Annotated in this window: 11 protein-coding genes and 1 pseudogene; 7 read left to right on the top strand and 5 right to left on the bottom strand. The window is 68.2% G+C overall.

Features of this window, described 5'->3' with window-relative positions:
* The first annotated feature begins 121 nt into the window (after nt 1-121).
* Nucleotides 122-915, top strand: a pseudogene (locus KK141_RS22535) (CoA pyrophosphatase).
* Nucleotides 912-1769 carry a sulfurtransferase gene (locus KK141_RS22530; RefSeq protein ID WP_214571284.1) on the top strand — a complete coding sequence of 286 codons (858 nt, stop codon included), beginning with the start codon at nt 912-914 and terminating at the stop codon, nt 1767-1769. The pseudogene KK141_RS22535 and the gene KK141_RS22530 overlap by 4 nt, the downstream one beginning before the upstream one ends.
* 99 nt (nt 1770-1868) lie before the next feature.
* Here KK141_RS22530 and KK141_RS22525 read toward each other — a convergent pair whose 3' ends face one another.
* The 5 genes from KK141_RS22525 to uvrA all read right to left on the bottom strand — a co-directional run bounded on the left by KK141_RS22525 (nt 1869) and on the right by uvrA (nt 8895).
* Complete coding sequence (locus KK141_RS22525; protein ID WP_214571283.1) at nt 1869-2621, bottom strand: enoyl-CoA hydratase/isomerase family protein; 753 nt, start codon at nt 2619-2621, stop codon at nt 1869-1871.
* Between the two features lie 80 nt (nt 2622-2701).
* Nucleotides 2702-4168 carry a DUF4139 domain-containing protein gene (locus KK141_RS22520; RefSeq protein ID WP_345777580.1) on the bottom strand — a complete coding sequence of 489 codons (1467 nt, stop codon included), beginning with the start codon at nt 4166-4168 and terminating at the stop codon, nt 2702-2704.
* 123 nt (nt 4169-4291) lie between these two features.
* The gene (locus KK141_RS22515) at nt 4292-5305 is read right to left on the bottom strand and encodes an asparaginase (protein ID WP_214571281.1); all 1014 of its coding nucleotides are present in this window, start codon (nt 5303-5305) and stop codon (nt 4292-4294) included.
* A 177-nt stretch (nt 5306-5482) separates the two neighbouring features.
* Nucleotides 5483-5935: a thioesterase family protein gene (locus KK141_RS22510; protein WP_214571280.1), complete on the bottom strand. Its 453-nt coding sequence runs from the start codon at nt 5933-5935 to the stop codon at nt 5483-5485.
* Nucleotides 5932-8895 carry an excinuclease ABC subunit UvrA gene (gene uvrA / locus KK141_RS22505; protein ID WP_214571279.1) on the bottom strand — a complete coding sequence of 988 codons (2964 nt, stop codon included), beginning with the start codon at nt 8893-8895 and terminating at the stop codon, nt 5932-5934. Before uvrA ends, KK141_RS22510 begins: the two co-directional genes overlap by 4 nt.
* Before the next feature lie 192 nt (nt 8896-9087).
* Between uvrA and KK141_RS22500 the strand changes: the two genes are divergently transcribed.
* The 5 genes from KK141_RS22500 (at nt 9088) to cgtA (ending at nt 12551) form a co-directional block, all read left to right on the top strand.
* On the top strand, nt 9088-9834 hold the full coding sequence (locus KK141_RS22500) for a DUF2059 domain-containing protein (RefSeq protein ID WP_214571278.1): 747 nt from the start codon (nt 9088-9090) through the stop codon (nt 9832-9834).
* A gap of 242 nt (nt 9835-10076) precedes the next feature.
* Nucleotides 10077-10601 (top strand): hypothetical protein, encoded by a 525-nt coding sequence (locus tag KK141_RS22495; RefSeq protein WP_214571277.1) that lies wholly within the window; start codon nt 10077-10079, stop codon nt 10599-10601.
* 106 nt (nt 10602-10707) lie between these two features.
* Entirely contained in the window at nt 10708-11022 is a 315-nt protein-coding gene (gene rplU, locus KK141_RS22490; protein ID WP_167254461.1) for a 50S ribosomal protein L21, read from the top strand.
* A 24-nt stretch (nt 11023-11046) separates the two neighbouring features.
* Entirely contained in the window at nt 11047-11304 is a 258-nt protein-coding gene (gene rpmA / locus KK141_RS22485) for a 50S ribosomal protein L27 (protein WP_026636285.1), read from the top strand.
* A 167-nt stretch (nt 11305-11471) separates the two neighbouring features.
* The gene (gene cgtA / locus KK141_RS22480) at nt 11472-12551 is read left to right on the top strand and encodes an Obg family GTPase CgtA (protein WP_214571276.1); all 1080 of its coding nucleotides are present in this window, start codon (nt 11472-11474) and stop codon (nt 12549-12551) included.
* Nucleotides 12552-12591: the final 40 nt, after the last annotated feature.

Genomic DNA, 12591 nt, shown 5'->3' with positions numbered 1-12591 from the left:
GGCAGCGCGCGGCTTGACCTGGCAACCAGCCAGGCCCGCGCCACGCGCTGCCGCCTGGGAGCCACTCAACGGCAACGCGGGCTACGCGGAGGCCTTGAACAGGCTCTAAGATGAGCGGTCCATGCCGAACGATCCCGCCCCCATCCCTGCTGCCGTCCTGAGTCCCTGCATCGGCATCTGCCGGCTCGACGAGCGCGGCTATTGCGAGGGCTGCCTGCGCACCGGCGACGAGATCGCGCGCTGGCGCGGCATGAGCGACGCCGAACGCCTGCGCTATATGCACGAAGTGCTGCCGGCGCGGGAGCCGCAGCCATGAGCGACCCGCTGGCGCCCGTCGCCGCCGCCGTGCTCCCGCTGGCCGAGCCGCCGCAGGGGCCGGGCTGGAACCACCGCGAGATGGCCGAGCTGATCGGCGATGCGCCGCGCCGTCCCGCCGCCGTGCTGGTGGGCTGGCGCGAAGGCGTGCAGCCGCGCCTGGTGCTGACCGTGCGCAACGACAGCCTGCAGGCGCATGCGGGGCAGGTGGCGTTTCCCGGCGGGCGCACCGACCCGGAAGACGCCGACGCCATCGCCACGGCCTTGCGCGAAAGCGAAGAAGAAGTCGGCCTCGATCGCCGCCTGGTCACGCCGATCGGCTTTCTCGACAGCTTCGACACCATCAGCGGCTACCGCATCACGCCGGTGGTGGCGCGCATCGCGCCGGAAGCGAGCCTGTATCCGGCGCCGGCGGAAGTGGCCGAAGTGTTCGAGGTGCCGCTGGGCTTTTTCCTCGACCCGGCCAACCTGCGCCGCTACACCATGGATTTCCGCGGCCATCGCCGCGAGATGGTGGAATTCATTCACGGCGGCCATCGCATCTGGGGCGCGACGGCCGCCATGCTGGTCAACCTGCTGCACCGCATGGGGCGTCTATGACTGCATACACCACGCTGATCGATGCGCGCACGCTGTCGGCGCTGCCGCCGCGCGACGTGCTGATCGTCGACTGCCGCTTCGAACTGGCCGTGGCCGGCGGCGATCCGGACAAGGGCGAACGCGCGTATCGCGAGGGGCATATCCCGGGCGCGGTCTATGCGCATCTGGATCGCGACCTGTCGGACCTCTCGCGCAAGAGCGAAGGGCTGGGCCGGCACCCGATGCCGTCCGAGCAGGCGTTTTCCGCGGCGCTGTCGCGCTGGGGCTGGCGTCCGGGCCTGCAGGTCGTGGCTTACGATGCCGCTGGCGGCGCACTGGCCGCGGCGCGGCTGTGGTGGCTGCTGCGGCTGGCCGGCGTGCGCGAGGTGGCGGTGCTCGATGGTGGTTTCCAGGCGTGGCAGGCGGCTGGCTTGCCGCTGGAAGCGGGTGAGGTGGAACGCGAGCCGAGCGACGTTGCGCTGCGCTACGACGCCTCGCGCTACATCGTCGACCATCGCGCCATCGCCGATCGCTCGGAACTGCTGATCGATGCCCGCGCCACGCCGCGCTACCGCGGCGAGGTGGAACCGATCGACCGCGTGGGCGGCCATGTGCCCGGCGCCTTGAATCGCCCGTATTCGGACAATCTCGATGCGGACGGCCGCTACAAATCCGCCGGGCAGCTGCGCAGCGATTTCGCCGCATTGATCGGCGACACGCCGTCCGCGCAAGTCGTGCACATGTGCGGCTCCGGCGTCACCGCCTGCCACAACCTGCTGGCGATGGAGCACGCGGGGCTGATGGGTTCGCGCCTGTATGCGCCGTCGTGGAGCGGTTGGGTCAGCGATCCGGCGCGGCCGGTCGAAACCGCGTAACCGTAGGTTGGGGTGAGCGCAGCGAACCCCAACCATGCGAGGCGCCTGGCGGTGCGGTGTTGGGGTTCGCTGCGCTCACCCCAACCTGCGCTGTGGCGATTATTTCTTTTTCAGTCGCGCCACCAGCTGTTGCAGCACCGCCTGCGTCTCTTCGCTGAAGAACGCATCGACGAACACGTCGATCGGCAGCTTTTCCGGATCCGCCCACACCTCGGTCAAATCCGCGCGCGCCAGCTGGCGCGTGGCCAGCATCGCGCCCGGCGGCAGCGCCAGCAGTTCGTTGAGCCAGTGCAGGGCGCGCGTGGTGACCTGGTCCACGCCGGTCAGTTCGTCGACGAAGCCGAACGACAGCGCCTGCTGCGCATCGATCATCGCGCCGGCCACCAGCAACCGTTCCGCGCGATACGGGCCGACCACGCGGCGCAGCGCGAGCTGGATGCAGTCCGGCACGATCAGGCCGACCTGCACTTCGTTCAGGCCGATGCGGTACGGGCCTTCGGCCATCACGCGGTAATCGCAGAACAGCGACAGCACGGCGCCGCCCGCGGGCGCGTGGCCGGTGATCGCGGCCACCACCGGCACCGGCGCCATGGCGATGGCCGAGCAGGTGGCGAAGAAGGTGCTCCAGAAGCGGCGCACGCCATCGCGGTCCTGGCCGAGCAGGGCGGGCACGTCGACGCCCGCGGAGAACATGCCGGCGGTGCCCGACAGCACGATGCCCGCGGCGCCGTCCTGCACGGCGGTGGCGATGGCCGCCTGGATCGCGTGCAGCAGTTCGAGGTTCAGCGCATTGACCGGCGGCCGCGCGAGATTGATCTCGACGATGGCGTCGTGCTTGACGAGGTTGAGCATGGCGGCGTCCCCGGACGAAAGAAGTAAGGCCCGCGAGCGTAGCAAACTCGCGGGCCTCGCCGGCGCTTTAAACGCTGGGTTTACTGCTGCGGCTGGTCGGTCTCGGCCCAGCGGTAGCGCACCGCGTAGTCCAGCGTGGCCTTGCCGCCGGCCGGCACTTCGATGCGGAATTCCAGCAGGTCGGGCTTCTGCTCCGAAGGCTTGGAGCTGGACGACTGCAGCGTCCATTCGCGCCAGCGGCTGGGGTGTTCGCGCACCGTCACCGTGCGCGCGGTATCGCCGGCATTGGTGAGGGTGATGCGGAAGGCTTCGTCCATCGAACGGCCGGCCTTGTCCAGCTTGAACTGCGTGCGTTCGCGCTCGGCGCGCAGGTCGAAGGCATTGCCCAGAGTGATGGTGGCGTCGCTGCCCTTGGGCGTGTCTTCGATGCGGCCCTCGCCGATGAATTGCGGCGTGCCGTTGCGGTCGGTGGTCATCACGCGCAGGTTGCCGGCCGGCAGGCTGTCGAAGGCACGCAGCTTCAGCGTGCTGGTCACGATATTGCTGCCGCCGGTGTTGAAGTCGCGGTTGGTCGCCGGCTGCGGCGGCGTCCAGTGGCCGCCCGTTTCATACAGCAGGGTGCGTTCGCAATCGAGCTGGCGCGTTTCATACAGCGGCACCTGGCTGACGCTGCCGTCGGGCAGGTTCACCGCGCCGGGCAGGGTGTAGCTGCGGTAATCGGCCACCGAGCCCTGTTGCGGCATGTCCGCCGTCTGCGCCTTGGCGTTGAAGGACATCATCCGCGGCGCGGCGGCCGGCATCGGGCCGGGCGTGCGGGTGATCTGCGGCTCGCCGGCGATCAGGGTCAGGTGCACGTCGTTCCAGTCGCGGCCGCTGCGGTTGGCGATGCTGGCGCGCGCCTCGAAACGCAGCTTGCAGCCGGCGCCCGGCAGCACGGTGCCGATGTACGCCGCGCGCCAGCCGAGGCCGGCGGTGGGATAGCTCAAGGTGGCGCGTGCATTGCCGGCCTTGGCCGCATCCACGCGCAGTTCCAGGCTGGAGCCGGTATTGAAGTGGCCGCTGGCGCGCACCGCCGCGTAGTCGCGGATCAGGCTGGTGCGGCCGCTGGCATCGCTCACCAGCAGGCCGTTGCCGGCGCGCAGCAAGGTGCCGCTGGCCAGCGGCTGGCCGTTGCTGCCGAGCACTTCCACCGGCTGGCCGACCAGGCTGCCCAGCGCGGCGTCGCGGCCCTGGGCCAGCAGCAGGCGCTGCGACAGCACCTTGGCGGCATCGCCTTCGACGTCGAGCGACAGCGCTTCGGTATCGAGAAAGGCGGGCAGGCCGCCGAGGCTTACGTCTTGCACACCCTGCTTCAGATCCAGCCGGCGCGGTTCGCGCGCCATGGCGTAGCCGCTGTCCACGCTGCTGCCGTCGCCGCCGGTGAACAGGGAGGCGTCGTCGCTGCGGTACAGGGTCAGCTCGGTGCGTTCGGGCGTGGCCGCGGCGGCAGTGCCGGCCAGGGTGGTGGCGCAGGCCAGGGCGAGGGTGGTGAAGGGGAACTTGCTCACGGGCGAACTCCTTTCGTTGGGCGCCGCCGATCTTACGCAGCGCGCATGAAGATGCGGCATCCGTGGCCGCCAACGCGTTAACCCCGGATCGCGCCGGCTGCGTTGCGGCCGACCCGGAGGAATTCAGTGCGTGGCGAAGTAGCCGCGCAGCGCGGCCAGGTCGCGCGTGAGCGTGATGCCCAGCGCCAGCAGGATGCGCGCCCTCTGCGGGCTGAAATCCTCGCCCGCGATAAAGCCCGTCTCCTGCAGGTAGCGCCGCTGCGCCACACTGCCCAGCGGCGAGCGGGTGCACTGCACCACCGCGATGCCGCCGGCGATAGCCGCTTCCAGCGCGATGCGCTCGGCCTTGGTGACCAGGCCCGGCGCCAGGCCCGCGGAGACGATGCCTTGCGCGCCCTTGGCCAGCGCGGCTTCGATCATGGTGTCGTCGGCGCCGACGTAGGAGTAGGCGATGTCCACGCGCGGCGGCTGCGCATCGTCGGGCAATGCAGCGAAGGCCGCGCCGGGGGCATGGCGGCCTTCGGGACGGCGGCGGTAGCGGATGCGGTCCGGATCGACCGTGCCGAGCACGCCGTGATCCATCGAGCGGAACGTATCCAGCCGCAAAGTGGAAACCTTGATCACGTCGCGCGCCGGATAGATGCCGTCGTTGAACACCACCAGCACACCGCGCCCGCGCGCATCCGCATCGCCTGCCACGCGAATGGCGCCCAGCAGATTGGATGGCGCATCCGAACCCACCGCGCTCAATGGCCGCTGGGAACCGGTAAGCACCACGGTCTGCGGAATATCCAGCGTGAGGTTGAGGAAGAACGCGGTTTCTTCCAGCGTGGCGGTGCCGTGCAGGATCACGAAACCGGCCAGTTCCGGCTGTTCGCGCGACAGCCGCCGCAGCGTGGCGCGCAGCTCGAACCAGTCGGCCATGGTGAGATTGTTGCTGCCCACCGAGCGGAATGGCACCGGCACCGCGTCGGCCACGTCGGCGACTTCAGGCACGCGCGCCAGGATCTGCGCGACGTCCAGCTTGCTGCCGTGCTCCGGGTAATCCATCAGGTCGGTGCTGGAGGTGCCCAGCGAGGCGATGGTGCCGCCGCAGCCGATGATGGCGACGCGGGGGAGGGCGGTGGGCGTGGGCATGCCGGATGGTTCCGTGAGCGGAGGTCCAGCTAGTGTCGCAAAGCCACTCTCCCCCCGGGAGAGGGGTTGGGGTGAGGGTACGGGCGGAGCGCAAGAGTGATGTGCATCGCTCCGGTCGTACCCTCATCCGCCTGCCGGCACCTTCTCCCGATGGGAGAAGGATTCCACATGGGGGCTTCAGGCCTGCTCGGCCGCGTCGCGGATCGCCTGCGGCAGCGGCACCGGCTTGCCGGTGTGCGGGTTCATCCAGACCATCACCACGTGGCCGTCGCTGTACAGCTTGTCCGGATGTTCCGCATCGACGATGCGATGCCCGATGGTCATCGAGCTGTTGCCCAGGCGCAGGCAGAACAGTTCCACCTGCAGCTGCGCCGGCCATTCGATCGGGAAGCGGTAGTTGATCTCGCTCGCCGCCAGCACCGGCATCGACTTCTCGTCGAACCACGGCCCCGGCACGTGCTTCAGCCACTGCAGCCGCGCTTCTTCCAGATACGTGAGGTAGTTGGAATTGTTGACGTGGTTGAAGGCGTCGAGATCGCGCCAGCGCACGCCGATGGAGGCGGTGAACAGCGGATGGACTTCCTCCGCGGCATCCGCGGCGGGGCTCGATTCGGTGATGGTGAAACTCATGCGGTCTTTTTCCGTGCGGCCTTGGTGTCGCGGCCGCTGCTCTTCTGTGCAACGGTCTTCTGTGCGCCGGTCTTCTGTGCAGCGTTCTTCTGAGCGCCGTTCTTCGGCGCATCGTTCTGCGCCTTGGCCGGCTTGATGCCCAGGTGCGGCGCAAGGAAGCGGCCGGTATGCGAGGCGGCCGTCTCGGCCACCACTTCCGGCGTGCCGGCGACCAGGATGCGTCCACCGCCGGCGCCGCCTTCGGGGCCGAGGTCGACGATCCAGTCGGCGGTCTTGATCACGTCGAGGTTGTGCTCGATCACCACCACGGTATTGCCCTGGTCCACCAGCTGGTGCAGCACGTCGAGCAACTGCTCGATATCGTGGAAATGCAGGCCGGTGGTGGGTTCGTCCAGGATGTACAGCGTGCGGCCGGTGTCGCGCTTGGACAGCTCCTTCGACAGCTTCACGCGCTGCGCTTCGCCGCCGGACAGCGTGGTCGCGCTCTGGCCCAGCTTGATGTAGTCCAGGCCGACCGCGCGCAGGGTTTCCAGCTTGCGCGCGATGGTGGGCACGTTCTCGAACAGCTTCAGCGCGTCTTCCACCGTCATGCCGAGCACGTCGGCAATCGTGTGGCCCTTGTAGGCGATCTCCAGCGTCTCGCGGTTGTAGCGCTTGCCGTGGCAGACGTCGCAGGGCACGTACACGTCCGGCAGGAAGTGCATCTCCACCTTGATCATGCCGTCGCCTTCGCAGGCCTCGCAGCGGCCGCCGCGCACGTTGAAGCTGAAGCGGCCGGCGGTGTAGCCGCGCGAGCGCGCTTCCGGCACCTGCGCGTACAGCTCGCGCAGCGGGGTGAACAGGCCGGTATAGGTGGCCGGATTCGAACGCGGCGTACGGCCGATCGGCGACTGGTCGATATCGACCACCTTGTCGAACAGCTCCAGCCCTTCCACCGACTTGTGCGCCGCCGGCTGCTCGCTGGCGCCGTTGAGTTCGGCGGCGGCGAGGCGGAACAGGGTGTCGTTGATGAGGGTGGACTTGCCCGAGCCGGACACGCCGGTGATGCAGGTGAACAGGCCGGCCGGAATGGCCAGGTCCACGTTCTTCAGGTTGTTGCCGGTGGCGCCGCGCAGATGCAGCCAGGAGTCCTTGTCCTCCTGCTCGCGGCGCTCCTTCGGCACCTCGATCGCGCGGCGGCCGGACAGGTACTGGCCGGTGACCGAGCGCTTGGAGGCGAGGATGTCCTTCAGCGTGCCCTGCGCCACCACTTCGCCGCCGTGCACGCCGGCGCCGGGGCCGATGTCCAGCACGTGGTCGGCCAGACGGATGGCGTCTTCGTCGTGCTCCACCACGATCACCGTATTGCCCAGGTCGCGCAGGCGGGTGAGCGTGCCGAGCAGGCGTTCGTTGTCGCGCTGGTGCAGGCCGATCGAAGGTTCGTCCAGCACGTACATCACGCCGACCAGGCCGGCGCCGATCTGCGAAGCCAGGCGGATGCGCTGGGCTTCGCCGCCGGACAGCGAGTCGGCCTGGCGGTCGAGCGTGAGGTAGTTCAGGCCCACGTCGTTGAGGAAGCTCAGGCGCTCGCGGATTTCCTTGACGATCTTCACCGCGATCTCGCCGCGCCAGCCGCTGAGGGTGAGCGTGTCGAAGAAGCCCAGCGCGTCGTCGATCGAGCGCGAGGTGAGTGAGGGCAGGGCGTGGTCGGCGACGAACACGTTGCGCGCCGAACGGTTCAGGCGCTGGCCGTGGCAGTCGGGACACGGATGGTCCGCGATGTACTTGGCCAGTTCCTCGCGCACCGCGGGCGACTCGGTTTCCTTATAGCGGCGCTCCAGGTTCGGCAGGATGCCTTCGAAGGAGTGCTCGCGGGTGACCTTGCCGCCGCGTTCGGTGAGGTAGCGGAACTGGATCTTGTCGTTGCCGCTGCCGTACAGCACGGCCTTCTGCACCGTGGCCGGCAGCTTCTGCCACGGCGTGTCGACGTCGAAGCGGTAGTGGCTGGCCAGCGAGATGATCAGCTGGAAATAGTGGGCGTTGCGGCGGTCCCAGCCGCGGATCGCGCCGCCGGACAGCGGCAGCTCCGGATGGCCGACCACGCGCGCCGGATCGAACACCTGGGTCACGCCCAGGCCGTCGCAGGTGGGGCAGGCGCCGATCGGCGAGTTGAACGAGAACAGGCGCGGTTCAAGCTCCGGCAGCGAGTAGTCGCACACGGGGCAGGAATAGCGCGAAGAGAGCAGCTGCTCCTGCGCCTTGGCGTCGTCCATATCGGCCAGGATCACCAGCCCGTCGCCCAGGCGCAGCGCCGTCTCGAAGGATTCGGCCAGGCGCTGCTTGATGTCGTCGCGCGGGCGGAAGCGGTCGATCACCACTTCGATGGTGTGCTTCTGGCGCAAGGTGAGCGGCGGCACGGCGTCGAGCTCGTACACCACGCCGTCGACGCGGGCGCGCACGAAGCCCTGCGCGCGCAGCTGGTCGAACACCTGTACGTGCTCGCCCTTGCGCTCGCGGATCACCGGGGCCAGCAGCATGAAGCGCTTGTCCGGATCCAGCGCCAGGGTGGCGTCCACCATCTGGCTCACCGTCTGCGCTTCCAGCGGGATGCCGTGGTCCGGGCAGCGCGGCGTGCCGACGCGGGCGTACAGCAGGCGCAGGTAGTCGTAGACCTCGGTGATGGTGCCCACGGTGGAGCGCGGGTTGTGCGAGGTGGATTTCTGCTCGATCGAGATGGCCGGCGACAGGCCTTCGATATGGTCGACGTCCGGCTTCTCCATCATCGAGAGGAACTGGCGGGCGTAGGCCGACAGCGACTCGACGTAGCGGCGCTGGCCTTCCGCATAGATGGTGTCGAAGGCCAGCGAGGATTTGCCGGAACCGGACAGGCCCGTGATCACGATCAACTGGTCGCGGGGGAGGTCCAGGTCGATGTTCTTGAGGTTGTGCGTGCGCGCGCCGCGGATGCGGATGGTGTCCATTGAACGCCGGGGGGAAAGTAGGAGGGGGAAAAACTGCACTATACCAAACTCCCCAGGTCAGTTATTGCCCCTGGGCGGGTCCGGTCGTGGCTGCGGTAGACCACCGAAAGTGGGGTGGCATCAAAGTGTTAACAAGTGGATTGGCTTAATAGCTGTTTTGGCCGCAAGGCCGATGCAGCGAGACCAGTACACATGCGCAAGTGGAAAGGATGGGGGCTCTCCCTGGCGCTGGTGGCATCGATGGGCACGGCCTCGGCCGCGACTCAGCCCAGCGAAGAGCAGGTGCGCCAGCTGATGGAAGTGGTGGGGGTGGGCAAGATGCTCAGCCAGATGAACAGTCAGGCCGTGACGGTGATGCAGCAGTCGCTGCCGTGCATTCCGGCCAGCTACTGGCAGGGCTACATGGACAGCAATGGCACCCAGCAATTCATCGGGCGGCTGGTGCCGATCTACCAGCGCCATTTCAGCGCGGACGAGATCGACGGCATGCTGAAGTTCTACCGGTCTCCTCTTGGCCAGAAAGTGATCACCGAGATGCCGACCACCATGGGCGAGGCCAACCAGGCCGGCCTGCAGTGGAGCAAGGAGCGCAGCGACCAGATGATCGCCGAGCTCAAGCAGAAGGGCAGCCTGGACGCGGGCGGCCGTTGCCCGGCCGAACATGCAGCGGCGGCCACCGGCGTAGCAGCAGGCGCCGCGGCGGCGAATGCCGCGGGCGCCGATGACGACGACGAAGCCGCGGCCGCGGCGGCGCCGGCCAAGAAGGCGGCGCCGGCGAGCAAGGCGAAGGGGAAGACGACGACCAAGTCCAAGTCGACCAAGAAGGCCCCGGCCAAGAAGACGCCCGCCAAGACCACCACCAAGGCGCCGGCCAAGCCCGCCGCGACGCCCGCCAAGCCGGCGGCCGATACCGGCAAGTCGAGCACGCCCGCTCAATAAGCCGCGTCCGCCGGGGCCGGAACAAGGCCCCGGCGGGCAAGCGCGGGATCGTAATGCGGCGCCATGCCGCTGTTTCACCTGCTCCTCACGCTTGTTCAGCTTTCGAAAGACCTTGCTGAATGAGGATGGACCGCAGCCGCTCCCGGGGTGTTTTCACCCCCTCCGTGGCCGCGTTTTCCAGCCCTAAGCTGAGTCCGCAACTCTTTGCGGTTCACTCAAGCCGGGCGAAAGGAGACAGGGGCATGGGCATGTGGATGAAGGCGGGAGCGGTGCTGGTGGCATCGCTGGGGCTGGCCGGATGCGGCCTGGCGATCAACGTGAACTACCAGACCGAGCCGGGCGGGGCGACGATCGAGTCGGGCAGCGAGTATCTGGGCCGCGGCGCCGCGACGCGGACCTATTTCATCAGCCAGCAGGCGGTCAAAAGCGGCGTGCACTGCGTGCTGACCGACACCGCCAGGGCGAAATGGATCAGCGGCGCCGAGGTGACGCAGTCCGAGGAGATCTGCGCGCCCGCGGGCAGCCAGGGCGTCTACGAGGTCACGCGGGTGCTGCGGCGTCCGCCGGATGCCCCGAACCTGGCTCTGGACCTCAATTACGCCAATGACGTGGCCCAGCAGCAGCTGGCCGAGCGACAGGTCGCCGCCCAGGAAACCGCCGCCAACGCCCAGGCCACCGCCGCCTACGCCGAGCTGGAGGACGCCAAGGCCCGGCGCGCGGAGGCCAAGGCCGAACGGGAGCGCCTCAGGCAGAACAAGGGGAATTGAGTCCCGGTGGACCCTATCGGTTTGATCCCAGGGATTTTTTTGGTTATGATCGCCGGCTCGCGCAAGCGAGAACACCCAAGAGAATAACGACAGAAGGGATATTCCCATGAGTTATGCAGTCATCAAGACCGGCGGCAAGCAGTACCGCGTCCAGCAGGGCGATGTCCTGCGCGTGGAGCTGCTGAACGCCGAAGAAGGCGCCAGCGTGAAGTTCGACGAAGTGCTGCTGGTCGGTTCGGGCGAGACCATCACCGTCGGTGCGCCGACCGTGACCGGCGCCACTGTCTCCGCCACCGTGCGCAAGCATGGCCGCGCCGACAAGGTCCGCATCATCAAGTTCCGCCGCCGCAAGCACCACAAGAAGCAGCAGGGACATCGTCAGCATTTCACCGAAGTCGAGATCACGGGCATCAACGCCTGATCCGCCAATCTGGAGTAATCAGTCATGGCACATAAGAAAGGCGTAGGTTCGTCGCGCAACGGCCGCGATTCGAACCCGAAGTATCTCGGCGTGAAGATCTACGGTGGCCAGGCCATCGAAGCCGGCAACATCATCGTGCGTCAGCGCGGCACCAAGTTCCATCCCGGTACCGGCGTGGGCCTCGGCCGCGACCACACCCTGTTCGCGCTGGTCGACGGCACGGTCGAGTTCAAGACCCGTGGCGAGAAGAACCGCAAGTACGTGAACGTCGTCCAGGGCTAAGCCCGGCCGATGCAGCGCAAGGGCCCCGCTTCGGCGGGGCTTTTGCTTTTTAAGGCGGGGAACGGGAATCGGAGCAGTGCGCAAGGCGCGCGCCCGGCTTCCCTAATATGATGCGCGGTGGCGCGTCCGTTTCTCGCCTCCCTTCCTTAAGTTCGCGATCCCTTCCCATGAAATTTGTCGACGAAGCCATCATCAAGGTCCTGGCCGGTGACGGCGGCAACGGATGCATCAGCTTCCGTCGCGAAAAATTCATTCCCTTCGGCGGTCCCGATGGCGGCGACGGCGGCAGCGGCGGCTCGATCTGGCTGGTGGCCGACGAAGGCCTCAACACCCTGGTCGACTTCCGCCACCAGCGCGCGTTCAAGGCGCAGCGCGGCGAGAACGGCATGGGCAGCGACATGTACGGCAAGGGCGGCGACGACACCGAAGTCCGCGTGCCGGTCGGCACCGTGGTCACCAATGTCGACACCGACGAAACCATCGGCGACCTCACCGCCCACGGCCAGCGCCTGCTGGTGGCGCAGGGCGGCAAGGGCGGCCTGGGCAACATCCATTTCAAGAGCTCGGTGAACCGCGCGCCGCGCAAGTCCACGCCCGGCACCCCGGGCGAGGTGCGCGAGCTGAAGCTGGAGCTGAAGCTGCTGGCCGACGTCGGCCTGCTCGGCTTCCCGAACGCCGGCAAGTCCACCTTCATCCGCGCCGTGTCGGCGGCCACGCCGCGCGTGGCCGACTACCCGTTCACCACCCTGCATCCGAACCTGGGCGTGGTCAGCCTGGGGCCGGACCAGAGCTTCGTGATCGCCGACATCCCCGGCCTGATCGAAGGCGCTGCCGAGGGCGTCGGCCTGGGCATCCAGTTCCTGCGCCACGTGGCGCGCACGCGCCTGCTGCTGCACCTGGTAGACATCGCGCCGATCGACGGCTCCGACGTGGTGGAGCAGGTGCACGCCATCGAGCACGAGCTGCAGAAGTTCGATCCCGAGCTGCTGGACCGCCCGCGCTGGCTGGTGCTGAACAAGGCCGACGTGCTGCCGGAAGACGAGCGCCAGGCCGTCGCCGCGGACATCGTGCAGCGCCTGGGCTGGACCCAGCCGTGGTTCCTGGTCTCGGCCATCGCGCGCGACAACACCACGGCGGTGTGCCAGCAGATCCAGCGCTTCTTCGAGGCGCAGCGCGAGGTGCTGGAAGGCCGCACCGACATGCTGCCGGGCGACGTGCGCCTGCGCGGGGACGCGCCGCGCGACTGAGCGCGCGCGTCACGCCGTCTCCCGCGCCGTCCTGCGTCCC

The organism is Dyella sp. LX-66 (genome assembly GCF_018599165.1).
GTDB classification, from domain to species: Bacteria; Pseudomonadota; Gammaproteobacteria; order Xanthomonadales; family Rhodanobacteraceae; genus Dyella_D; species Dyella_D marensis.
The sequence above is the reverse complement of the archived record's forward strand: the minus strand, read 5'-3'. Positions and strand labels throughout refer to the sequence as shown.